Raw genomic sequence first — 24,406 nt, forward strand, 5'->3', positions numbered from 1 at the left:
GTTGCCAGCAAACCTTGTAAGCTGCGGACGTGCCCGCCTTGCGGCAGCGTCACAAAGAAGAAAGGCAACGCGTATTGGACAAGCCGAAGAAATCGGTCCGCCGCAAAACCAGCGGTGTGACGATCGACGAGGTGGCGGCGCTGGCCGGGGTATCGCCGATGACCGTGTCGCGCGCGATCAACCAGGGCAAGGTGCGCGATGTCACCCGCGAGCGCGTGATGCGCGCGGTGCGCGAGCTGGGTTATACGCCCAACCTGGCGGCGAGTTCGCTGGCCGCCGCGCAGCACACGCGCATTGCGCTGATCTACACCAATCCCAGCGGTGCCTACCTGCGGGAGCTGTTGGTCGGCCTGCTGCGGGTTGCCTCCAACGCCGCCATCCAGCTGGTCATCCACTACTGGGACAACTTCGATCCCGACGCCGAGCGCAAGGCCGCACGTGCCTTGGGCGGGCGCGTGGATGGCGTCATCCTGCCGCCGCCGTTGTGCGAATCGCAGGCTGCCGTGACCGAGCTGGTCAAGGCGGGCATCCCGGTGGTCGCGATCGCATCGGGTCACCTCAGCAACGATATTTCCTGCGTGCGCATCGACGATTTCCACGCGGGCAAGCAGATGGCCGAGCACCTCATCCAGCACGGTCACAGCCGTATCGGTTTCATCTGTGGCCGCACCGATCTCAGCGCGAGCGCGCGGCGCTACGATGGGTTTGTCAGCGCCCTGCATGACGCAGGCCTGCAGGTGGAACCCGGCCTCATCCAGCAGGGGGACTACACCTACCGTTCGGGGCTTGCCGCGACCGAGAAGCTGCTGTCCCACTGCCGGCCGCCGACCGCGATCTTCGCCAGCAACGACGACATGGGCGCGGCGGTGATCTCCGTCGCACACCGGCGCGGCCTGGAGGTGCCGCGCGACCTGTCGGTGGTGGGCTTCGATGACACCTCGGCCGCAACCACCGTCTGGCCGGAACTCACCACCATTCATCAGCCGATCGCCTCGATGGCCGATGCTGCCATCGATATCCTGCTGCGCACCATCCGCCGCAGGACGGACGATAGCCGCGTGTTGACCGACCACGTCGTGCCACATCGGCTGGTGATGCGCGATTCGGTCGCGAGCCCACCCGAGCGCCGATGACGCAGGGCGCATTGTCACGCGCCCGGGCATGCGATGGTGGTCTCGGCTTCATTCAAGGCACCCAGCGCGACGCGTGACACCGAGACGGTCATGGTTCCCGACGTTGCCAGCGACCAGGGGCGATCCAGCTTGCCGACCTCCGCGCCGGCCGCCGCCAGGCATTTCAACGGCACCCCCACGCGCGTCCATTTGCCTGCGGGCAGGCTCGCCAGGGCCGGTCCGATCGCAATGCGCGCCGAGCAGCCCGTGCCGCAACCGACCGCCAACCAGGCCTCGCCATGCGGGGCGGCGTCAACGCGCAGCGTGGTCAACAGCATCAGATCGCCGTTGCTCTCGCGCTGCAGGTCCAGCGGCGTGTGCGATTGCAGCGCGACGATCGCCTCTCCCTTGCCCGACCACGCAAGCCGACGGCCATCTTCCTGCGCCAGGTGATCCACGCCGGTGACTTTCAGCAGATCGCCCTCGAGCGATTCGGGCACCTGGGTGACGGTCACCCCCTGCCCTGTGCTGTCCTCCAGCCGCAGGGCCATGCCGGAGCCGGCATCCCCGCGCGCAAAGAACACACCGGCCGCCCCTTCGTTGCCGGTGACGCCCGACGCTTCCGGCAGCGCGGCCAGATCGCCATTGTCGGCATAGGTCAGGCCGAAGCCGAAGGCGAACTGCGGGTTGTAGTCCTTCTGCCCGACATTGTTGGCGTACTGCGTTGCCGTGCGCGGCCAGCTGAAGCTCAGCGTTCCCTTGAAGTCGTGCTGCACGCTGCCGTCCGGTCTGCGCAGCAGCACATCGGCAATACCGGCGCCTTCCGAGCCGGGCAGCCATGCCGCCACGAAGGCATCGGCAGCGTTGATCTCACGGTTCACCCACAGTGGCCGCCCGCTGAGGAACACCGCCACCACCGGAATGCCGTCGGCCTTGAGCCGCTTGAGCAGCGCAAGATCCGTGTCATCTCCCGGCTTGTACGCCAGCGTGGGCAGATCGCCCTGGAACTCGGCATAGGGGTTCTCGCCGAACACCACCACGGCCACATCCGGCTTCGTCGTGTATCTGCCATCCACCGCAAACAGCGCGTGGCCGCCGGCGGCCTTCGCCTGCTGTGCAATGCCTTCGTAAATCGTATCGGCATTCGGGAAGTCGTTGCGGGTGGTGCCGGTGCCCTGCCAGTTCAGCGTCCAGCCGCCGGACTGCTTGCCGACATCGTTGGCGCCATCGCCGGCCACCAGGATGCGTTGCTTCGGCGACAGCGGCAGTACGCCGCCCTGGTTTTTCAGCAGTACCAGCGATTCGCGCACCGCCTGGCGTGCGACCTCGCGATGGGCCGGCGCACCGATCAGCGCGAACTGGCCGCCGACCGCGCGCGACGACGGTTTGCCCGCTTCGAACAAGCCGAGTCTCATCTTGACCCGCAGGATCCGGCGCACGGCGTCATCCAGGCGCTCCTGGGTGATGGTGCCGGCCTTGACCGCCGCCAGTGTGGTTTCGTAGAAGCCCTTCCAGCTGTCCGACGCCATGGCCATGTCCAGGCCGGCGTTGATGGTGGCCGGGCAATCGGTGGTGGTGCAGCCTTTGACCTGCCCGTGGCCATTCCAGTCGCCCACCACGAAACCACCGAAATTCATGCGGCCCTTCAGCGCGTCCGTCAGGTACCCGGTGTGCCCGTGCATCTTTTCGCCGTTGACGCTGTTGAACGAGGCCATGACCGTCTGTGCGCCAGCCGCGATCGCTGGCGGGTAGCCGGCGGCATGGATGCGGACCAGCTCGGCCTCGCTGATCCGGGTATCGCCCTGGTCCTTGCCATCGGTGGTGCCGCCGTCACCGAGGAAGTGTTTGACCGAGGCGATGACATGACGGCCGTCAAGGAAGGCTGGCGAGCCCACCTTGCCCTGCAGGCCCTCGACCATCGCACCGGCATAGCTGGCCACCACCTCGGGCGATTCGGAATACCCTTCGTAGGTACGTCCCCAGCGATCGTCCTGCGGTACCGCCACGGTGGGCGCGAACGCCCACTCCATCCCGGTCGCGCGGGTTTCCAGGGCGGTGATCTCACCGATGCGGCGCAGCAGTTCCGGGTTGCGGGTCGCGCCCAGGCCGATGTTGTGCGGGAACAGGGTCGCGCCGATGATGTTGCTCTGGCCATGCACCGCGTCGATACCGAACAGCACTGGAATCGCCTTGCCGCCGTGCGAGGTATCCATCGAAGCGGCATGGAACGCATCGGCCAGCGCCAGCCATTCGGCAGGCGAGGCATCGTAGCGGCCGCCGGGGTCGGAGTTGCCCCCGGCCAGGACCGAGCCCAGCCGGTACCGGCGCAGGTCCTCCGGCGTGATGCTGGCAATATCCCCCTGCACCAGCTGGCCCACCTTATCCTCCACCGTCATGGTGTCCATGAGGTCGGTGATCCGCTTTTCCGGTGCGGCATCGGGCGGCAGCGGCCAGGTCACCGCCGGCCATGGGTTGGCCGGGGCCTGGGCCTGGGGAGGTGCCGCGGCCTTGTCCTCGCCCTTGCAGGCGGCAAGCGCAAGCAGCAGCACCGACACCAGAAAACCGGTGCGGCACGTGGGGTGGTGGTGGGTCATGGTGCTCTCCTTGCCGCCGCGCTCAGCGCAGCAGGTACTGGTTGATCAGGTTTTCGTAGCGTTCCTGCTTGCCGCTGATCTGCCGGGGCTCGCCACCCTTGGCACCCAGCGCGGCCAGATCGATGAGGCTGAGCCCGCCGCGCTCAAACTCCTTGCCGGCACCGCTGTCGAAGCTGGCATAACGCTCCTTGCGCCACTGCTCCCACGGCGATTCGTGCAGCAGGGCGTGGGCGACTTCCAGCCCGCGGGCGAACGCATCCATGCCGCCGATATGGGCAATGAACAGGTCGTCCAGGTCGGTCGATTCACGGCGGACCTTGGCGTCAAAGTTCAATCCGCCTTCCAGCCCACCCTGCCGCAGCACCACCAGCATGGCGCCCACGGTGTCGTACAGGTCGCTCGGGAACTGGTCGGTATCCCAGCCGTTCTCGGCATTGCCGCGGTTGGCGTCGATGCTGCCCAGCAGGCCGCTGTCCGAGGCGACCTGCAGATCGTGTTCGAAGGTGTGGCCGGAGAGCGTGGCGTGGTTCGCCTCGATGTTGAGCTTGAAGTCCTTGTCCAGGCCATGCGCCTTGAGGAAGCCCGCCACGGTCGCGCTGTCGAAATCGTACTGGTGCTTCATCGGCTCCATCGGCTTGGGCTCGATCAGGAAGTTCCCCTTCAGGCCGATGCTGCGGCCGTAGTCCCGCGCCATGGTGAGGAACCGTGCGAGGTGGTCGACCTCGCGCTTCATCTGCGTGTTCACGAGCGAGGCGTAGCCCTCGCGGCCACCCCAGAACACGTAATGCTCGCCACCCAGTTCAACCGTTGCCTCCAGGGCCGCCTTCACCTGCACCGCCGCCCGCGCCACCACCGCGAAATCGGGATTGGTCGAGGCACCGTTCATGTAGCGCGGGTGCGAGAACAGATTGGCGGTGCCCCACAGCAGTTTCATTCCAGTGGCGTCCTGGCGCGCTTTGGCCAGGCCCACCATGTGCTTGAGGTTCTTTTCGTACACGCCGACATCGTCGGCATCCGGCGCCAGGTCGATGTCGTGGAAGCACCAGTACGGCACGCCCAGCTTGGTGAAGAACTCGAAGGCCGCATCCACCTTGGCCTCGGCGGTCGCCATCGGCGAGCTGGCTTCCCAAGGGAAATGGCGGGTGCCTGGACCAAACGGATCATGCCCGGCGTTGCAGAAGGTGTGCCAGTAGCAGACCGCAAAGCGCAGGTGCTCCTGCATGGTCTTGCCGCCGATGATCTTGTTGGCGTCATAGACCTTGAAGGCGAGCGGGTTGTCCGAGTCCCGGCCTTCGAAGGGGATGCGGCCGATGCCGGGGAAGTATTCCTTGGCGCCGATGAAGGGCTGCGTGCTCATGGTGGCTCGTCCTGTCGTTGTGCGAGGGGTCGCGGAAAGGGGGATCAGCCGCGATACAGCGGCGTGAGGGCGTCGAGATGACGCAGGAAACGTGCATACGCGGTGGCATAGGCCTGGGCGCGCGCCGGATCCGGGCGCGCGGACAGCTGCGGCGCGAGCGCGACATGCTGGTCAGCGATAGCGGCGATGGAGGTGGCATCACCGCGTGCCTTGCCGAAGGCCCACAGGGCCTGCAATGCGGCGCCGAACGCCGCGCCTTCGGCGTGGATCGGCACATCCACCGGCAGGCCGAATACATCGGCCACCAGTTGCCGCCACTCGGTGCTGTTGCTGCCACCGCCGGTCAGTACGATGCGCTCGAACGACATGCCGGCGCCCACGAAGGCATCGAAGCCGTACTTCAGGCTGTACGTCGCCCCTTCCATGGCCGCGCGATAGAAATGCGCCGGGGTCATGTTGGTGGTGTCCAGCCCCGCCAGCACGCCCTTGCCGAGCGGCAGATCCGGCGTGCGCTCGCCGTTGAGGAACGGCAGCATCACCAGGCCGTCGGCGCCGGGCGACGTGGCGCGCAGGTGGCCATCGCCGTAGCGGGTGCTGAAGCCGAAGGCGTCGGCGACCTGTTCGGTCACCACCGTGCAGTTCATCGTGCAGATCAGGGGCAGCCAGCCGCCGGTGGAGGAGCAGAACGCGGCCCACGCCCCGTCGGGATCGACCACGGGCGTGTCGGCGTAGGCAAACAGGGTGCCCGAGGTGCCCAGGCTCATCGCCAGGCGGCCCGGTGCAACGCAGCCGGTACCGATGGCCGCCATCATGTTGTCACCGCCCCCAACGGCAACCTTCACGGTGTTAGGCAGCCCCAGTCTGGCCGCCGCGGCCGGATCGATGTCGAACAGCTCGTCGGGCGCGGCGATGCGCGGCAGGCAGAGCGCAAGGTCACGCTCCGGATCGGTCGCAAGCAGCAACTCGGCCGACCACGTGCGGGTGCGCACGTCCAGCCAGCCCGTGCCCGACGCATCCCCGTATTCGCAGAAGCGCTGGCCGGTCAGCATGAGGTTGAGATAGTCGTGCGGCAGCAGGATCGTAGCGAGCCGGGCGTAGGCGTCGGGTCGGTGCGTCTTCGTCCAGGGCAGTTTGGACGCGGTGTAACCGGTAAGGACGGGGTTGCCGGCGAGCGCGATGGTGCGCGCTGTTCCGCCGACCGCCTCCATGATCTGCACGCACTCGGCCGAGGTGCTGGTGTCGCACCACAGTTTGGCCGGTGCCAGGACCTGCCCGGCGGCGTCGACGGGTACGAAGCCGTGCTGTTGGCCCGAGACCGCCAGCGCGCAGATGCGGGACCTGATCTTGGAATCGATCGCACGGAAGCAGGCCTGAAGGGCTGCGACCCATGCTGCCGGGTCCTGTTCACGGCTGCCATCGGCAGTGGAGGTCAGTTCCAGGGGCGCGCTGGCGCTGGCAATGAGATGCCGCCCGGCAGGGTCGTACACCACGACTTTCAAACTCTGCGTACCTGCATCGATTCCGGCAACCAGATCCATGTAGTCCATCCCGTGGGTGTTTGAAGGTAGCGCTACCATTTCCGGGCAACAGCGTGCCTCTGTGCTATGCCAAGGCGGAGGCCCGCGGCCATACGTCCTGCGCCGCTTTGCAGTAGCGTTCGATGAACGCTGCCTGCGACGGCATCGTCGCGAGCGCCTGCTCCACCGGCTGGCGGATCCGCATCAACAGCGTGCGCAGGTCCGCGTCCCCGATGGCGGCTGCAAGCGGATGCGCAGGTCCCGGCTGGATCCCCTGCCCCATCAGCACGCTCGTCCAGGAGTCGACCCGGAACAGCTCGCCGGGGTCCTGCCAGGCATGCGCACGTTCGCGCCAGGCACGCAGCCGGACCGCAAGCGATTCGGGCAGTTCCATCTCACGACAGGCCTTCCACATCGGCTCGTCGCGCTGGTTGGCGTGGTAGTGCAGGATGATGAAGTCGCGCACGTGCTCCATCTCCTGCCGGCTGACCTCGTTGTACAAGTCCACCAGCGCCGGGCTGATGCCGTCGGACGGGAACAGCTGGATCAGGCGTACCACCGCGCTGATGGTCAGGTGGATGCTGGTCGATTCCAGCGGCTCGATGAAACCACTGGCAAGCCCGAGTGCCACCACGTTCTTGTTCCAGGCCTTCAACCGCCTTCCGCTGCGGAACGGCACCAGCCAGGGGTCGCGCAGGGGCGGGCCGTCAACGTCGCGCAGCAGCTTGGCGTGCGCCTCGTCATCGGACATGTGGCGGCTGGAGAACACCAGCCCGCAGCCGACCCGGTGCTGAAGCGCGATGTGCCACCGCCACCCGGCTTCGTGTGCGATGGCGCGGGTGTACGGAACCGGCGATCCGACCGACGCGGTCTGCACCGCAACGGCACGATCACTGGGCAACCATTCGTGCCAGTCCTCATAGCCGGTATGCAGGGTCTGCTCGGTCAACAGGCCGCGGAAGCCCGTGCAGTCGATGAACAGGTCGCCCTCGATGACCTGTCCGTCTTCCAGCACCAGCGATTGAACGGCGCCGTCGTGGGCATGTTGGCGGACCTCGCGGATCTTGCCTTCCACACGTCGCAGCCCGTGGCCTTCGGCTTTGCGGCGCAGGAATTTCGCGTAGAGCCCGGCGTCGAAGTGATAGGCGTAGTTGACCTGGGGCTGGGTCTGCAGCGAGAACCGGTCTTGCCGCGAGGCCGCGCTTTCCAGGCAGAAATCGCCCAGGTCCGATGGCATCCCGCGGCGCAGGCTGTCCAGCCAGAAATGGTGGAACGGCGTGGCCCAGGTCCCCTGCCCGATCGTGCCGAACGGATGGATGAAACGCTCCCCGGGGCGACGCCAGTTCTCGAACGAGATCGAGAGCTTGAACGTGCCGGCGACGGCCTGCAGGAACTCCTGCTCATCGATCTGCAGAAAACGGTGGAACGTGCGGATGGGGGGCACGGTCGACTCGCCGACACCCACCGTACCGATCTGCTCGGACTCCACCAGGGTGATGTCCAGCTGGTCGCGGAACTGGTGCGCCAGCGCACAGCCGGCCAGCCAGCCAGCGGTGCCCCCACCGGCGATGACGATCTTGCGGATCCGTCCCTGCGTTGTGTTCGCCACGTTCAATGCGGTGCTCCCATCAGCGGTTGAGTCGAGCCAGCAGCTGCGCGCGCATGCGGCGCGCCTGCGTCTCGTCGAACGGTGCCAGCGCGCCCCGGGCGGCGTCGGGCAGGTGTTGCCCTGCACGCTCACCCGGGCCGAAGACGTAGTACTCGAAGATCGTTGCCCAGGCCTGCTTCTCGCGCGGGGGCAGATCGCGCACCGCCCACATCGCGTGATGGAGTGCCGGCAGCGGCGAGGACAGGAAGGCCGGCGAACTGCGCCACCAGTAGTTCACCAGCACATTGAACGGCGCGAGGCTGCGCACGTGGTGCCACCACAGGCTCGGAATGAAGATCGCATCACCCGGTTCCAGCACGGCGGTCTGTGCGCTTGCCAATGCATCACGGAACCGGGGGTGGCGCGCGAAGTCCGGGCGGTCGATATCCACCACGCTGACCACCTGCCCCCCCGGCGTGGGGTCCAGCGGGCCCGGGTACAGGTTGTCGATCTGCTCCGGCGGAAACAACGTGAACCGGCGCCGGCCCACCGCGCAGCACGCCAGGTTGTCGGGCGTGTCGAAATGGCAGGAGGCGGTCACGCGGTTGCCGATCCAGATGCTCGCTGAAGCGTCGATGCCCTGCCCGGCCAGGCCGGCATCGTTGTGCTGCGCGAAGCCGGGCAGTGCCCGCTCGATCAGCAGGGAGGCGACATAGTAGGTGGGCGGCCGCGGTGCCTCGAGGGTGGCTTCAATGTCGTCCAGCACCTGCGTCAACACTCCACGCCGGACCTCGACGTTCAACCGGGTGAAATCCTCGTTATAGAACGGGCGCCCCTCGATCTCCGGCCCGCCGAAGGAATACGGGACCGGCACACCTGCCTCGAAGCCGCGCAGATAGCCCAGTGCCGCCTGCGTGGAGCGCAATCCTGCCTGCACCATCGGCCAGTCGCGCGCGATGCCGCGCAGCACCACCGGCTCGCCGGCATCCACCAGCGCCTCCAGCGGAAGCGCGCCAGGCGCGAGGCCTTCCAGTGTCCGCATGGCAGTGCCGTCCAGCACCGGTCAGTTCCTGCCCGCCGCCGCGGCGGCATCCTGCAGACGCAGACGTTTCTGTTTCTCCGCGATCAGGCGACGCATGTTGTGCAGCGACGCCAGCATCAGGTACGCACCTTCCAGGTAGCCGGTGCGATTGAGTTCGGCCAGCGCCGGACCGTCCAGCTGGGCAAGCCGGTCACGGTCGATGGCGTGCAGGCCGTTGACACCGACCCGATGCTCCTGGGCAACCTGCACGTCGAGCGTGATCGGTTGAATGAGGCCTTTCGCATCCAGCTCGGCAAACATCGCCGCCCCGAAGGCGTGTCCCTCGTGGATACCACGCAGCACGCCTGCGATGTGGTCCAGATAAGGTGTGTTGCCCCCCTGCGGCAGGAATACCGGCTCGCCCTGCATCGCCGTCACGCGCGGGTGATCCAGATCCACGTGCAGCACCGCTTCCTGGGTGAGCGTGCCATCGATCTGGTTCTCCTGGAAGCCGATCAGGAACGGCCCCTTGGCCGCCGCCCCGGGCAGGTAGGACGCATTCCATCGGCCGTCCTGCAGGTAAAGATTCTCGTGCTGCTCGAACCCGAGCAGGACCACGGACTGCCACTGGCCCGTGGCGGCGTCCTTGCGAAGGAAAATGGGATATTCCCGCTGCAGTTCGGCGAACTCGCTCGGGTAGGCCGGCACCATGCCAACCGCATCGCCGAACGCGGGCCCGAAATCGGTGGCCACGCGCAGATCGCGGTGGGCGATGTTGTTGAGCATTTCGTAACGCGGCATGGTGTTCTTCCCACCCCATCAGGACCCTTGAACGGGTGCCGCTGCCAGGGCAACGGCACCCCCACACGTCAGAACCTGTAACGAACGCCGAGCATGTAACGCGGGCTCTGGTCAGCCAGCTTCACGATCATCTGCGAGGTGCGCGAGCGCCAACGGACGTCCTCACCGGTCAGGTTGATCGCTTCCAGGCCGAACGACCAGTGATCATCCAGCGTGTAGTTCACGCTGAGATCCCACTGTTCGTACGCCTCCACGTAGTACGGATTCCGGCTGGCCCCCTGGTTGGCCAGAATCAGATACTGGTCACGCCAGTTCCACGCCAAGCGGACCGACCAACCGTATTTTTCGTACATTAGCACGGCATTTGCGGTGTCACTGAGGCCGGTCAAGGCGAACTGGTCGATGGCCGGATCGCCCCCGTTGTTGTAGCCGACATCGCCGTTCACGAGGGTGTAGTTGGCGAGGACGCCAAAGCCGGTATCGCCGAAGAAGTACTGGCCACCCAGCTCCCAGCCATGCAGCTTCGCCTGGTTCTGGTTGATCGGCCGGTTGACGTTGAACGCATAGAGCGGGTCATCACCTTCCCCGTACAGATCGTAGGCCGCTTCGGTGGCCAGCACCTGCGCGTCGGTTCCGTTATAGGCGCCCAACCCGGCCGGGTTGTTGCGCAACAGGGCCAGCGCGGTGAACAGGGCCGTATCGTTGGCCGAGCAGGCCGCCGCATTGGCCGCACCGACCTGGGTGATGCAGGCGCCGCTGTTGAGGAAGGCCAACGCGGCCTGCGCATCCGGACCGGCGGTGGGATCCCTCAGCCCATACAGATTCTCCTGCACGATCGTGTTGCCGATGAAGTTGTTGACGGACTTGTTCCAGTAGGTCAACGACACGTAGCTCGCATCGGCGAAGTACCACTCCAGTGCCAGGTCGAGGTTGTCGGACTCCAGCGGCTTCAGCTGCGGGTTCTGTGCGGTGCCGCTGGCCCGCGAAGACGGATCGATCAGCACCGAGCCAAACGGCTGCTGTGCGGTCGGGCCTGCATAGAGGTTGCCGATCGGCGCGCGCGCGATGCTCTTGCCGAACGAGACACGCCCCTTCAGGTTGTCCATGAGGTCGATGCTGAAATCGAGGTTGGGCAGGATGTAGCTGTAGCTGTTCTTCTCGGTGAACGGCTGTTGCTCATCGGACAGCACCACGCGGAAGTCGTTGTTGGACTGCCACTCGATGGCCTCCGGGATGGCGATGACCGACGTGGACACCACATCGGTGGTTTCATAGCGCACGCCCAGGCGGGTATTGGTGCGCAGGCCGCCCAGCTCGCCGTCCAGCTCGACCTGGAAATAGGCCGATTTCGTCTTCTCCTCCACCAGGTTGTCGGCGGCCCGCTGCGGGCTCACGCCAAGACTGGCGCCATAGTTGTCCGCCGCCCATTGCGCGAGGCGGCCCGCATCGCCGCGCCAGGCGGTGAAGCTGTTGGCATTGAAGTCGTTGAACAACCCGACGATGTTGACCGGCTGCAGCAGGTCCATCAGCCCATTGGCCACATCCCCGTCGACGTTGGCCACGCCCCAGTCGCCCAGCGTGCTGTAGTTTTCCGCGGCCTGGATGCGGTGGGTGGTCTGCTTGCTCGAGTCCACGCCAAACTGGAAGCGCCCCTTGTCGAAGCTCCACTCACCGTCGATGCGCCCCTGCTTGATCTCGCTGACCTGGGTCTGCGAATTGATGCGCAGCACCTGCGAGCCGATCTCGCCCGGCACGAATCCCGGGTTGACCACGCCATTGGCCTTGGCGATGGCATCGGCTGTGCTCGGGTACCAGACCTGGGTGCCCACCGGCAAGCCGTTGTTGAAGTTCATTTCCTGCACCCACGACCCACCGCAATGCGGCCCGGTGGTGCAGTTGTTGGTGCCGGCGATGCTGCTGAAGATGGAGCCGCCTCCGGTGAGCGGATCGTTCGGCCGGCTTTCGTTCTTGGAATCGTGCGCGTCGAAGGTCAGCTTGAACCGGTCGGTGACGTTCCACAGGGCGTTGAAACCGAGCGATCCCAGCTTGTATTTCTGCATGCTGCGCTGCTGCTCAAGCCCGAAATCCTTGGTGCCCGCGATTTCACGGATATAGACCGGCGTCGCGACCGCACCGCTGGTGTCGAACGTGACATCGGTGTAGTTGCTGTTCTGCAACCACATGCCCTGTTCGCCACGATTCTCGGTGATCTCGTTGGTCGAATAGGTGTAGTCCAGGGTCAGGGTCACCGCGTCGGTCGGCGCGAACTGCAGCACCGCCTGACCATTGATGCGCTCACGCTCGAACTCGGAGAACGCATAGCGAAGGTCGTTCGGGCGACCGTACAGTGCGCCCACCGCCGGGGCATTGACCACGGTCGGGTTGCCGGGCATCGTGCCGGTCCACGGCTGGATGTTCCAGTAGTTGTTGGTGGCCTGCACCGAGCCACCCTTGCGCTTCTGGTAGCTCGCACTCACGCCGACGCCGAAGGTCTTTTCCGGGTTGCTGTAGCTGAAAATGCCGGACAGTTCGGGCGTCAGGTCGTTGTCGAACGGCTGGCTCTGGTCGGAGACGACCTTCGCACCGGCACTGGCGACGGTGCCGTCATGATCGAACGGGCGTCCGGTCAGGATGTTGATGGTGGCGCCGATCCCACCGCTGGGGACATTGGCCTGGCTGGTCTTGTAGACCTCGATGCCATTGATGGATTCGGCGGCCAGCTGGGCGAAGTTGAAGGCACGGGTACCTCCGTCCACGCCGCCGATGGCGACCTGCCCAGAGGCGCCGAACGCATCCGCGCCCGGCATCTGCCGCCCGTTGAGCGTGACCATGTTGAACTGCGGGCCAAAGCCACGCGCGGTGACCTGTGCACCTTCACCATCACGACGTTCGATGGAGATGCCGGTGATGCGTTGCAGCGATTCGGCCAGGTTGGTATCCGGGAACTTGCCGATATCCTCGGCACTGATGGCATCCACCACGCCGGCCGAGTCGCGTTTGATGTCCATCGCCTGGCTGAGGCTGTTGCGGATGCCGGTGACCTGCACGGTGTCCAGCTGGGTCGGGCTGGGCTGGGCCTGCGGCTGGGCGACGGCCGCCGGCGTTGGCGCGTCCTGTGCAAATGCAGGATTGATGACCAGGACGCCACCGACAAACGTGAACATGGCCCTGGAGGTGAACTTCGCCAGCGTGCGGCTCATGAACGAGCCCCCCGGCCTTGGGTACGACGGAACGTAGAAGCGCTCATGACTCTCCCCTCTGACATAACGATCGAATGGATGTACCGCCCCTCCTGGGGGCACGTACGGGCGATGCCCGTCTTCCACACCGAACATCGCAGCGCGCTGTGCGCTTGCTGCGACTCACACTCGCTTTCAGGCTTGCCAGAACAGCCGCGTGGTAAAGGGGGGGTACCCGTTGGCCCTTACCCCGGCCAAGTGGTAGCGCTACCATCACGTCACGGCCGCAGACTAATCATCCGGGGTCGCGCTTGTCATCATGCAGCGCAGCAAAGGAGCGTGTGTCCTGAAAAACAGCCAGAAAGTCGTGCGTCGGAAAGCCAGCGCCATCACCATCGACGACGTCGCAGCGCACGCCGGCGTGTCCGCCATGACGGTGTCGCGCGTCATCAATGGCCATGCGGGCGTGCGTGACGGTAACCGCGAGCGCGTCATGCGCAGCGTGCTCGCACTGGACTACCGCCCCAATCTTGCGGCGAGCACACTGGCCGCGGCGCAGCACACCTGCATCGCACTGATCTATACCAACCCCAGCTCCAGCTACCTGCGCGAACTGCTGGTGGGCGCACTGCGCGGCTCCACCCGGGCAGCGGCACAGCTGGTTATCGCCACCTGGGATGAACTGGGCACCCAGCAACGTCGCGAGGCAGCACGGCAATTGTCCAACAGCGTGGCGGGCGTGATTCTTCCGCCGCCGCTGTGCGAATCACAGGACATCGTCGACACCTTCGTGACCGCCGGCATTCCCGTCGTCGCCATCGCATCCAGCCAGTTCAGCGACAGGCTCTCGTGCGTGCGCATTGATGATCGCCAGGCAAGCCACGACATGGTGTCGCATCTGATCGCTTACGGGCATGCCCGCATTGGCTACATCACCGGCGATCCGAATCAGACCGCCAGCGCGCACCGCTGGCAGGGCTACCGGGACGCCTTGGCTGACGCCGGCATCGGCTACGACGACACCCTCGTCCAGCCGGGGTATTTCACCTACCGCTCCGGGCTGGAGGCGGCCGAACGGTTGTTGACGCTGCCCCAGCCGCCCAGCGCGATCTTCGCCAGCAACGATGACATGGCGTCGGCCGTGGTTTCCGTAGCGCATCGCCGCGGGTTGGAGGTGCCAGGGGATCTTTCGGTGGTGGGTTTCGACGACACCTCCGCGGCGACGATGGTGTGGCCCGAACTGACCACCCTCCATCAGCCGGTGGCCGAGATGGCGGACACCGCCGTCGATATCCTGCTGCGCGCGATCCGGCATCCCGCGTCCTCGGCGCGCGCGACCGTGAACCATGTGCTGCCCCACCAGCTGATCACGCGGGCGTCTGTCTCGAGGCCTTTGCTGGCCCTTTAGCCAGCGGCTGCCTCACAAGCGGCGGCCAAGCACCTGGCCCGGCCAACCTTCTATGTTGAAGGTCGACAGCCGCTCGTATCCGCACGATTCGTAAAAACGCACCAGGTCGCCACTGCCCCCGGCATAGCAATCCACGCGCACGTAAGCGACACCCGCGGCACGTGCCTGCCCGTCGGCGAACGCCATCAGCCGGCGGCCGATACCGCGCACGCGCGGATCGCGCGAAGCAATCAGCACGCGCACGTAGAGCTCTGGCTCGACCGCCGCGGGCACGTAAGGCATGGCGTCCCCCAACGCCAGGAACGCACGCACCTCGCCCTGTGAGGTTTCAGCCACCCACGCACCCGGCAGCGCGCAGGCGTCGGTCACCTGGGTGATACGGCGCGGAATCGATGACCACGCTTCGCTACCCCACTGCTGCGGGTTGCCGATGGCCAAGAACCAGGCAATCACCTCATCGAACAAGCGCAGTACAGCGGGCGCATCGGCCACACTGGCGCGACGCATCGCCAGCGCTTCTTTTGCAGCATCCGTCACGCATACCTCTCCTGCCTGGTGGCGATATGCCACGTCCAGAAGCAGTGTGCCGCCATCGGGGGCAGACACCAAGCCTCTCGCCAGATCGACGTCGGCATCGCAGAGCCGGGGCATGTACCCCAGGTGGCCTCAGCCCGCCGCTTCCAGCGCCGAGGGCGGCGTGGCAAGCCGCGAGGCACGCAGGTATCGCAGGTACTTCCCGATGAAGACGCCGGTGAACCCGCCCGACAGCAACAGATAGGCGGCGCGGAAGACGTCATCGAAGTTGAGCGAAGGGGAAACGGAGAGCGCGACCTCGAAGCCGTATTTCACCACAAACGTGAGCAGCAGCAGCGGCAGCAGGCTGTAGTCCGCACGGCGCCACAACCTCCCCGTGGACATGTTGACGGTGAGCGTTGCCCGTCGCAGCAGCATCCACCCAAGGCCCATGCCCGCACCGATGCCGACCAGCCATTCCGCCCACGCCTCCCAGGAACTACCGAAGCGGTGGCCCAGCGACCAGACTCCCCAAGCGGTGAAGAGGACCGGCACGATCGCCAGCTTCGTGAGCGAGGTTTCACCGGGTTTCATGGCGCTGACGCCACGGGTGACCAGAAAGACCAGAAGCGCCCAGACCCACACAGGGGTACTCGAGATGAGGCTCAGCAGCATGTTCACAGGACGTCCTTGATGTGGGTGGGTGCCGGCGATGCAACGCCGCGCGGGAATGGGTCCATTCTCGCTTTGCACCGACCCATCACAAGTGACAGGTGTCAGGCATCAGGAATTACCCCCCTCACTCTCCTGGCGACGAGCCAGGGTGCGTGTAAAGGGTCAGGTCCGCTGCAACGCATAGTTGGCCACCATCCTGTTCAGAAGGTCCAGTTCGTCGGGGGGAACCTGCGAGGCGGTATCACACACAATCGATGAGGCCAGATAGTACTCGGTGTCATTGCGGAGGCGGCCACGCCGCAGGATCGCCTTGTAGTGACGAGAGCGGCCCTGCCAGAGCTGACTCATCGTCGGTGCGCCGGCCCGGGCCAGAGAGGCATCGGCTGCAGCGATCTCCTGAGGCGAGAAATCCTCGAAGTCCTCCAGGATGTCATTGACCGCTTGCTTCAGGCCTGGCAGCACACGTGAAACACCCAGCTGGCGCTCGTAGGCCGCCAGGACATTGATGGGATTGTGCGGGTGCTCGAGCCCCAACACCCGATGCGGCGTGAGATGTGTCTCCCAGTGAACAAAGAAGCGCTTCAGTTGGTCGTACTCACGCTGCTTTTCTGCCGATACCGACCTGGCCATAACGGGTTCAACTCCTCCGCATCAGAATCATCTTTTCCTGCGACATGTCCCGCATCGTGTACGGAATCCCGCCCGTGCCATAACCCGATTCGCGGCGGCCGGCGAAAGGCATCCAGTCCGTGCGGAATGCAGTCGGATCATTGATCATCACGGCCGAGGCATCCAACCGGTTGGCAGCGCGCATGGCGATGTCGATATCCTGCGCGAACACGCTGGCCTGGAACGCCGTCGGTAGTGCGTTGGCACGTGCGATCGCCTCGTCGAGGTCGGCATAGCGGTACACCGCTACCACCGGCCCGAACACTTCCTGTGTGGTCACCCGAGCGTCGCTGGCTGGATCGAGCAATACGGTGGGCTGCAACATCGTCTCGGAGAGGCGCTTGCCGCCGGTGGCACGCTGCGCACCGCCGCTCACCGCTTCGTCAATCCACTCGGCCACGCGGTCGGCCTCGCGCGGCTGGATCAGCGGGCCCACCTCGGTGTCCTTCAGGGTCGGGTCGCCGGTACGCAGCTGCTCGACCCGGGCGACGAGGGCCTGTATGAAGTCGTCGGCAATGGTGTTGTGGACGAAGATGCGCTGGGTGGACACGCAGACCTGGCCGGCATGGTAGTAGCCGCCCTTGACGATCGGCTCGATGATCCTGGCCAGGTCAGCGCTGCGATCGACGAGGGCGGGCGCAGCCCCGCCATGTTCCAGCGCCGAACGTGCGCCATGTGCCAGCTTGGCGTGCAGCGACCACCCTACCCTCGCCGAACCGATGAAGCTCAGGAAGGCAATGCGTTTGTCGGTCGCCAGCGCCTCGGCCAGGTCGTTGCCGTCCGGGAGGAAACTCTGGCACCACGGTTCGGGCAGCCCGGCCTCATGCACCATTGCCACGAATTCCAGGCAGGACAGCGGCGTTGCCGAGGCGGGCTTGATGATGACCGGACAACCCACCGCGATGGCCGGCGCGACCTGATGGACGATCAGGTTGAGCGGGTGATTGAACGCCGAGATGGCCGCCACGATGCCGATGGGCTCCCGGGTCGTGAACGCCCAGCGGCCCTCGGACGCTGCCGAAAGACCCATCGGGATTTCGCGGCCGGCAAAGTTGCGCAGCTCGTCGGCCGCGTTGTGGACGCCATCAATCGCACGTGCGGTCTCGATGATCGCATCCGGGAGCGGTTTGCCGCCCTCGCGTGCAATCTGCAGGGCGAGGTGATCGCGCTTGGCGTCCATCAGGGCGGCAAGCCTGCGCAGGATGGCGATGCGCTGGTGCGGGGCGAGCCAGCCGTCGCGGTCCTTGAAGACGCTCTCGGCAGCACTGAGCTTGCGCTCCAGCGCGGCGGAGGTATCCAGCCCGATCTCTGCGATGGGGGCGCGGTCAAAGGCCTGTACGACGGTCAGCATCTTGAGCTCCTTGCGGAAGGGGCAGCCGGGGGGTCACGCGCAGCCCACGTCCGGCGTGCGGTTGCGCAGCTCATCCACCAGCACGCGGGTATTTTCGGCATAGTCGATCGGCACATCCAGCACGTGGACACCGCCACCAGCGAAAGCAGCCTCGATCATCGGCACCAGGTCGTCGACCGCGGTCACCCGGCTCCCCTTCGCGCCATACGCCTCGGCATACTTCACGAAATCCGGATTGCCAAAGCGCATGCCGAAATCCTCGAAACCATCCACCGCCTGCTTCCAGCGGATCATGCCGTAGGCACTATCGTTGAGGATCACCACGACGAGGTTGAGGCCCAGCCGCACGGCGGTTTCCATTTCCTGCGAATTCATCATGAAGCCACCGTCACCGCACACGGCCATGACGCGCCGCTGGGGGTACAGCATGGCCGCCATCATCGCCGATGGCAGGCCCGCGCCCATCGTGGCCAGTGCGTTGTCGAGCAGCAGCGTGTTGGCGACGTGCGTTCGGTAATTGCGGGCGAACCAGATCTTGTACATGCCGTTGTCGAGGCAGACGATCCCGTCGTCCGGCATGGACTGGCGCACGTCATGCACGACCCGTTGCGGCGTGACCGGGAAGCGGTCCTCCTCGGCACGGTCATTGAGGCGGGCCAGGATCTTCTGGCGCAGCTCGATCATGCCTTCGTCGGACGCCAAGCGGCCTTCCAGCCGCCCGGCCAGGGCATCCACCGAGGCACCGATGTCGCCCAGAACCTCGATATCGGGGTGGTACACCTGCTCCACCGTGGCGGACTGGAAGCTGATATGGATGACCTTGGGCCCGCCGCCGCTCTTCATCAGGAAGGGCGGCTTTTCGACCGTGTCATGGCCGATGGCGATGATCAGATCGGCGCGGGCAACCGCTTCGTGGACATAGTCGCCCTCGGAGAGCGCGGCCGTTCCCATGTACAGGTTGGAGCCGCCGGTGACGGCGCCCTTGCCCATCTGCGTGTTGAAGAACGGCAGGCGGGTCCGTGCGACGAACGCGGAAAGCGCCTCGGCGAGCCACGGGCGGCTTCCCGCCGCACCGATCATCACCAGCGGCCGTTTGGCCGCCAGGATGGCCGCCTCTGCGCGGTCGAGCGCGGCAGACGGTGCGATCGGACGCTCCAGCGGATGGGCCGGGATGACGGGAATATCTTCGACCTCCTCGCCGGCGACATCTTCCGGGAGCTCCAGATGCACTGGCCCGGGGCGCTCTTCCATGGCCACGCGGAAGGCATCGCGCACCGTGGCCGGAATCGCGGCCGGGCTGACGATCTGACGCGTCATTTTCGTGAGCGGCTTCATCGAGGCCACGATATCCACGATCTGGAACCGTGCCTGCTTGGCGCTCATCACCGGCTTCTGCCCCGTGATGAGAATCATCGGCCACGCGCCGAGGTGGGCATAGGCGGCGCCGGTCGAGAAATTCAGCGCGCCCGGGCCGAGCGTGGCCAGACAGACCCCGGGCCTGCCAGTGAGCCGGCCGTGGGTGGCGGCCATGAACGCGGCCGCCTGCTCGTGGCGGGTAAGCACCAGCTCGATGTGCGAGGTCCGGAGCGACTCGAGGAAGTCCAGATTCTCCTCGCCCGGGACACCAAAGATGCGGTCGACGCCTTCGTTCTCCAGCGCCTTGACCAGTAGATCCGAGCCCTTCTGCATTGCTTCGATCCTTGCGGTGAAGTCAGGATCACTATACCCGGGCCGATGTCAGCGCTGCGTCGCCTGTCTGCGGGATGCTGTGCCCCGCGGGTGCCGGTAGTTTTACTGCCCTCATCCCGCATGTATTGCGGTTGAGCGCGTAAAGCGCCGTGGCCAGACTCGAGTGACACCCGGTGCCCGCCGTGCGTGGCGACTTCGTGCATGTAGATCAACACAGCACAACATGGATAAAACGTGGACACTTCCCGATCTGGTCGCCGAGCAGCATCCGGCGTGACGTGTGCGGGTACGTTCGTGCCACCGCAATCGATCCGCGGCAGCCTGCTCGTGGTCGGGCTGGCTGCCGCGGCGCCCTGGTCCGCACTGGCGCAGAGCGTGGACGCCGCCAGCTGCATTACGGTGCCGGCCACCGTACCCGCCCAGCAGGTCCGCGCGAACGGTACGGTCCAGACCGTCGCAAGCGGCACGTACGCGCCGACCACCGCCGGTGCACCGGCCTTCTATGCCGCCAATGCCGGCGTGATCAACGCTACCGGCGCGGTGGCGTTGATCACCAGTGCCGCCAACACGGCCACGGTCTGCTCGACCAACGCGGGCGCGGTCAACTTCCTGGCGGCTGGCTCCACCGTCAGCCGACTGGGCGCCGGAGGGCCTGCTGCCCGCCTGGAGGCAGGCACCACGCTGACCTCGAACGGCACGCGCTTCTACACGTCCCTGGCCAACAGCGAAGGCCTCCAGGTAGCGGGCGGCAGTTTCACCGGCAGCGGCGATGTCATTGCCACCGGAATACTGCTCGGGACGCAACCCGGCAACCCCGCCACCTACGGCCTGCCGGTGGATGCCAGCGGCAATCTCGTCACCGATCCCAGCGCTTACGTGGGCAAGGCCGCAACGGCGGCCCACGGCATCAGTGCCATTGACGGCACCGTTCGGTTGAATGTGGACAGCGCCGGCATTCCCACGGGTGGCACCACATCGATCCATATCCTGGGCACCGGCGCCGGTGCAACCAATGGCAGCCACGGGCTGCTCGGCGCCAGCGGCGCGCAGTTCGAGGTGCACGCGGTGAACATCCTCACCCGAGGCAACAACAACAGTGGTGGACGCTTTGCCACCGGTTCGCGCCTCAGGGCATCCCAGCTTTCCATCGATACCACCGGCACCGGCGCGACCGGCCTGGTGTTCGCTGATGCGCAAGGCATCTTGTCCGGGCTGACCATCAACGCCACCGGCACCACCGCACACGGGCTGTCGGCCGCTGGCACCTCCCAGGTGCAGGTTGATGGGCTGGACATCCGCGTGGCCGGGCAGAATGCGCACGGCGTGCTGGCCGGGGGCGGCAGCACGGTCACACTGGCAGATGCGCCGGGTATCGTCATCGCTGCGGGACAGACCGGCAATGCGCTGCGCGCCGAAGGCAGTGGCAGCGCGCTCACGGCAAACGGGCTGCGCCTCTCAACGCTGCTCAACGGCGCCATCGGTGCCCATGCGCTGACCTCAGGCACGCTCACGCTGAGCGGCAGTGCGATCTACACCTCCGGCATTGCCGGCGGCAATGCGGCGGTTGGTCTGCAGGCGGCCAGCGGCGGCACGGTGCTCAGCCAAGGCAATGTCCTGCTCACGGGCGTACAGCTCGGTACGGATCCTTCCGCCGCCAGCTATGGCCTGCCGGTGGATGCCGGTGGCACTGTCACGACCGATCCGGCCGCCTATGTGGCCACCGGCACCACCGGCGCAAATGGTGCGCAGGTGTCGTCCAGCGGCGGCACGCTGCGCCTGGACGTGGCCGCCGACGGCTCACCGCTGGCCACCGCCACGCGCATCGAAACGTTTGGCAACAACAGCACCGGCGTACTCGTGGCCCAGGCCGCCTCGGCGACATCGCGGCTGCAGGCGGCCAACACGGTGATCACCACGCACGGCATCAATGCCAATGCCGTACTGGTCCAGGGCACGGCCGGCACCACCGGACCGCAGGCCACGTTGCTGCGCCTGGATACACGCACCACGGATCTCAATGCCAACGGCGTGTATGGCCAGGCTGGCGCGCAGGTCAGCGTGACCGACAGTACCCTGACCACCTCGGGAAGCGGCGGCGGCATCCGTGCCGATGGCGCGGCAACCCGTATCACCGCGCGCAATCTCTATATCGGCGGCGGTGGCGCGGGTGGCATCGGCCTGAACGCGACGGGCGGCACCATCGACAGCGCCGGCTCCACCATCATCAATGCCGGCCGCCCCGGGATGACACTCAACGCCAGCGGTGGCACGGCTGGCACGCTGATCTCCAGCGGCGACACCCTCCACACGGGCGTGCTGCTGGGAACCGATCTGGCGCTGCCGACGTTTGGGCGGCCGGTGGATGCCGGCGGCAATGCGGTGACCGATCCCGCCGCATTCGTTCCCTCGGGCATCTCCGGGCATGGGGTATACGTGGGCACGGCCGGCGGCCGGGTCTGGATGAACGTCACTCCGGTGACGGGTCAGGCCGACGGCGCGCGCAGCAGCATCACCACCCTGGGCAACGCCAGCGAAGGCTTCAACATCCAGGGCGTGGATACGATCGCGACCCTGGCCAATGTGAGTGTCTCCACGCGCGGCACCGATTCCATCGGCGCACGCGCGGCGGGGGCCGGGCAGATCCGTACGAGCGGCATGACCGTCACCACCAGCGGGTTGCATGGCTACGGGCTGGCTGCGTATGTCGACAGTCTGCTGACCGCGACGGCAAGCACCATCGTCACCACCGGCGTGCAGGCGCACGGACTGATTGCCTGGGCCGACAATGGGCACCTGCTGCTGGGCGGCGGCAGCCGCGTGACGACCCGTGGTGCGCTGGCCCACGCTGCGGTGGCATGGAACGGCGGGCGGTTGGACGTGGCAGATACCACGCTGGCCACGACCGGTCCCGGCGCGGCGGCGTTGCTGGTCCGTGGCGATCCCGCCCCCGCGTCGGCCTTCGTTACGCAGTCCACGCTCTCCGCGGCGGACGGCCCCGGCGTGGGCGCCATTGGCGCGGCGCAGATCGGCCTGACCGGCGCGACGGTAGGCGGACGCGATCTATGGCTGAAGGTCGGTGCCATCGCCGATTTCGATGGGCTCGATGCGGCGGTCCCGGTGCTCCCGCCAGACCTGCCGCCGGATGATCCGGCAGCGCCCTTGCCGATGGCGGTGCCGATGCAGATGCCGCTGTTGCCGGCCGCCGATACCCCGACCATTGCCAGCATCGCCGCGACCGCCAGCGTGCTCACCGGCGCCGCGATCACCCTGCCCGGCAGCCTCTCCAATGTGGCGCTGCACGACACGCTGTGGAATCTGACCGGCAACTCCACGCTCACCACGCTGCTCAATGATCGCAGCCGGATCGCGTTCGCAGTGCCTGGCGGAGATCCCGCCCAAGGGGCCAGCTACAAAACCCTGGCCGTGTCGCGCTACAGCGGCAATGGCACGCTCGCGCTGAACACCTGGCTGGGTGACGATGCCTCCCCTTCGGATCAGCTGGTCGTGGTGGACGGCAGCAGCAGCGGCCCCGGCGCATTGGAGATCCGCAACAGTGGCGGCCGGGGCGACCTTACGCTGGCCGATGGCATCGGCGTGGTGCAGACAATCAACGCCATCAGCACGGCGGACAATTTTGCGTTGTCCGCGCCGGTCGTGGCCGGCCCCTACGAGTATTTCCTGTACCGCGGCGGTGCAGCCACGCTCTCCGGCCCGGACGTGGAGAACAGCTGGTACCTGCGCTCGGTGATCGATTGCGCCAGCCCGGGCGCACCGGCACCCCCCTGCCCCAGCCCGCCGCCCGAGCCGCCCGAGCCGCCCCAGCCACCACCGGAGCCACCGCCTACACCGCCTACACCGCCCACCCCGGCGCCGCCCCCGGCCTATCGCCAGGAGGTGTCGCTGATCGCAGCCGCACCCGCGATGGCCCAGGTGTACGGCCGCACCCTGATCGATACCCTGCACGAACGGGTCGGCGACGAGCAGCTGCTGCACCAGCGCGGCGACCTGGAGACCGGACGCAGTGGATTCAATGGCGCGTGGATGCGCTATCTCGGCCACGACGGCGAACATGATGGTGGCCGACGCGGCATCTATGGCGATCGCGGCCCCGACTTCGACTACCGCTTCGATGCGTTGCAGATCGGCACCGACCTCTACCGGCGCGTGGATGCCGATGACCTGCGCCGCCGCCATGCCGGTTTCTACCTCGCCTATGGCAAAGGCAAGGGCGAGGTGCGGCACAACCTCCTGGATTACCGCTTCCATGCCGGTACGAACCGGTTCAAGGCCGGCTCGGTCGGCGGCTACTGGACAGCGTTCTCCGCCAAAGGCGCCTATATCGACGCCGTGGCCCAGTACACGTGGTACGACATGCGTCTGCAGTCCCCGCGCACGTCCGACAGTTTTGTCGACGCCGATGGGCTGGCGCTGTCGGTGGAAGGCGGCTGGCCGTTCGTTCTCAACGAGGGCGACGGGTCCTCCGGAGAGGACGGGCGTTGGCGTCTGGAGCCGCAGGCGCAGGTGATCTGGCAGCAGATCGACGTCGACGACCTCGATGATCACACCGCGCAGGTGCACTTCAGCGACGGCGACTCGCTGGTGGGGCGCATCGGCGCGCGATTGAATCGCACCGGGCAGCACGAGACCGCGCAGGGTGAGGCCCGCAGCAGCAATGCCTGGCTGCGCGCCAACGTCTGGCATGAGTTCCGGGGCACGCCCCGCGCCGCATTCGCCACCAACAGCGGCTACGTGCCGTTCGCCGTCGATATGGGCGGCTCATGGGGCGAAGTGGGCATCGGCGGAACCTGGCAGGTCACCCAGACCGGCTACCTGTATGCCGATATCGACTACAGCTGGAGTTTCAACGGCGACGAGACCGCGTGGAACGGCAAGCTGGGCATGCGCTGGAACTGGTAGAAGCGGTGATTCCCA

The 24,406-nt window shown here is 66.4% G+C and carries 15 protein-coding genes; 3 read left to right on the top strand and 12 right to left on the bottom strand.

All coding sequences use genetic code 11. The features are described 5' to 3' along the window. Positions 1-74: 74 nt before the first annotated feature. On the top strand, positions 75-1,133 hold the full coding sequence (locus tag AC1DIQ_RS05225) for a LacI family DNA-binding transcriptional regulator (protein ID WP_478049561.1): 1,059 nt from the start codon (positions 75-77) through the stop codon (positions 1,131-1,133). 14 nt (positions 1,134-1,147) lie between these two features. Here AC1DIQ_RS05225 and AC1DIQ_RS05230 read toward each other — a convergent pair whose 3' ends face one another. The 7 genes from AC1DIQ_RS05230 to AC1DIQ_RS05260 all read right to left on the bottom strand — a co-directional run bounded on the left by AC1DIQ_RS05230 (position 1,148) and on the right by AC1DIQ_RS05260 (position 13,190). Beyond that, entirely contained in the window at positions 1,148-3,706 is a 2,559-nt protein-coding gene (locus AC1DIQ_RS05230) for a glycoside hydrolase family 3 protein (RefSeq protein ID WP_478049562.1), read from the bottom strand. A 22-nt stretch (positions 3,707-3,728) separates the two neighbouring features. Continuing rightward, the gene (xylA, locus tag AC1DIQ_RS05235) at positions 3,729-5,063 is read right to left on the bottom strand and encodes a xylose isomerase (protein ID WP_478049563.1); all 1,335 of its coding nucleotides are present in this window, start codon (positions 5,061-5,063) and stop codon (positions 3,729-3,731) included. 44 nt (positions 5,064-5,107) lie between these two features. Continuing rightward, on the bottom strand, positions 5,108-6,601 hold the full coding sequence (gene xylB / locus AC1DIQ_RS05240; protein ID WP_478049564.1) for a xylulokinase: 1,494 nt from the start codon (positions 6,599-6,601) through the stop codon (positions 5,108-5,110). 64 nt (positions 6,602-6,665) lie between these two features. Further along, positions 6,666-8,195 (bottom strand): tryptophan halogenase family protein, encoded by a 1,530-nt coding sequence (locus tag AC1DIQ_RS05245; RefSeq protein ID WP_478049565.1) that lies wholly within the window; start codon positions 8,193-8,195, stop codon positions 6,666-6,668. Positions 8,196-8,208: 13 nt separating this feature from the next. After that, entirely contained in the window at positions 8,209-9,210 is a 1,002-nt protein-coding gene (locus AC1DIQ_RS05250) for a cupin-like domain-containing protein (RefSeq protein WP_478049706.1), read from the bottom strand. A gap of 21 nt (positions 9,211-9,231) precedes the next feature. Next, a complete protein-coding gene (locus tag AC1DIQ_RS05255) occupies positions 9,232-9,990 on the bottom strand; it encodes a SapC family protein (RefSeq protein ID WP_478049566.1) in 759 nt (252 codons plus the stop codon). A gap of 68 nt (positions 9,991-10,058) precedes the next feature. Beyond that, positions 10,059-13,190 carry a TonB-dependent receptor gene (locus AC1DIQ_RS05260; RefSeq protein WP_478049567.1) on the bottom strand — a complete coding sequence of 1,044 codons (3,132 nt, stop codon included), beginning with the start codon at positions 13,188-13,190 and terminating at the stop codon, positions 10,059-10,061. Positions 13,191-13,515: 325 nt separating this feature from the next. Here AC1DIQ_RS05260 and AC1DIQ_RS05265 point away from each other — a divergent pair, with 325 nt between their 5' ends. Beyond that, entirely contained in the window at positions 13,516-14,577 is a 1,062-nt protein-coding gene (locus AC1DIQ_RS05265; RefSeq protein ID WP_478049707.1) for a LacI family DNA-binding transcriptional regulator, read from the top strand. A gap of 12 nt (positions 14,578-14,589) precedes the next feature. On the opposite strand, the gene AC1DIQ_RS05270 is transcribed toward AC1DIQ_RS05265, so the two are convergent. From AC1DIQ_RS05270 to AC1DIQ_RS05290, 5 genes are all read right to left on the bottom strand, one after another. Further along, positions 14,590-15,114, bottom strand: coding sequence for an N-acetyltransferase family protein (locus tag AC1DIQ_RS05270; protein ID WP_478049568.1), 525 nt, complete (start codon positions 15,112-15,114; stop codon positions 14,590-14,592). A 129-nt stretch (positions 15,115-15,243) separates the two neighbouring features. Continuing rightward, entirely contained in the window at positions 15,244-15,765 is a 522-nt protein-coding gene (locus tag AC1DIQ_RS05275; protein WP_478049708.1) for a DUF6622 family protein, read from the bottom strand. A gap of 162 nt (positions 15,766-15,927) precedes the next feature. Continuing rightward, the gene (locus tag AC1DIQ_RS05280) at positions 15,928-16,395 is read right to left on the bottom strand and encodes a hypothetical protein (RefSeq protein ID WP_478049569.1); all 468 of its coding nucleotides are present in this window, start codon (positions 16,393-16,395) and stop codon (positions 15,928-15,930) included. Positions 16,396-16,402: 7 nt separating this feature from the next. Next, the gene (locus AC1DIQ_RS05285; RefSeq protein WP_478049570.1) at positions 16,403-17,785 is read right to left on the bottom strand and encodes an aldehyde dehydrogenase family protein; all 1,383 of its coding nucleotides are present in this window, start codon (positions 17,783-17,785) and stop codon (positions 16,403-16,405) included. Between the two features lie 33 nt (positions 17,786-17,818). Beyond that, positions 17,819-19,474 (bottom strand): acetolactate synthase large subunit, encoded by a 1,656-nt coding sequence (locus AC1DIQ_RS05290; RefSeq protein ID WP_152153169.1) that lies wholly within the window; start codon positions 19,472-19,474, stop codon positions 17,819-17,821. A gap of 294 nt (positions 19,475-19,768) precedes the next feature. Here AC1DIQ_RS05290 and AC1DIQ_RS05295 point away from each other — a divergent pair, with 294 nt between their 5' ends. Further along, on the top strand, positions 19,769-24,391 hold the full coding sequence (locus tag AC1DIQ_RS05295; protein WP_478049571.1) for an autotransporter outer membrane beta-barrel domain-containing protein: 4,623 nt from the start codon (positions 19,769-19,771) through the stop codon (positions 24,389-24,391). The last annotated feature ends 15 nt before the right edge of the window (positions 24,392-24,406 follow it).

The sequence above is a fragment of the Stenotrophomonas sp. 05L413 genome, from assembly GCF_056397945.1.

Bases quoted from the DNA above. Each gene is read 5' to 3' on its own strand.
- AC1DIQ_RS05285 (WP_478049570.1), bottom strand. From the start codon at position 17,785: ATGCTGACCGTCGTACAGGCCTTTGACCGCGCCCCCATCGCAGAGATC.
- xylB (WP_478049564.1), bottom strand. From the start codon at position 6,601: ATGGATCTGGTTGCCGGAATCGATGCAGGTACGCAGAGTTTGAAAGTC.
- AC1DIQ_RS05250 (WP_478049706.1), bottom strand. From the start codon at position 9,210: ATGCGGACACTGGAAGGCCTCGCGCCTGGCGCGCTTCCGCTGGAGGCG.
- xylA (WP_478049563.1), bottom strand. From the start codon at position 5,063: ATGAGCACGCAGCCCTTCATCGGCGCCAAGGAATACTTCCCCGGCATC.
- AC1DIQ_RS05230 (WP_478049562.1), bottom strand. From the start codon at position 3,706: ATGACCCACCACCACCCCACGTGCCGCACCGGTTTTCTGGTGTCGGTG.
- AC1DIQ_RS05255 (WP_478049566.1), bottom strand. From the start codon at position 9,990: ATGCCGCGTTACGAAATGCTCAACAACATCGCCCACCGCGATCTGCGC.
- AC1DIQ_RS05275 (WP_478049708.1), bottom strand. From the start codon at position 15,765: ATGCTGCTGAGCCTCATCTCGAGTACCCCTGTGTGGGTCTGGGCGCTT.
- AC1DIQ_RS05280 (WP_478049569.1), bottom strand. From the start codon at position 16,395: ATGGCCAGGTCGGTATCGGCAGAAAAGCAGCGTGAGTACGACCAACTG.
- AC1DIQ_RS05290 (WP_152153169.1), bottom strand. From the start codon at position 19,474: ATGCAGAAGGGCTCGGATCTACTGGTCAAGGCGCTGGAGAACGAAGGC.
- AC1DIQ_RS05260 (WP_478049567.1), bottom strand. From the start codon at position 13,190: ATGAGCCGCACGCTGGCGAAGTTCACCTCCAGGGCCATGTTCACGTTT.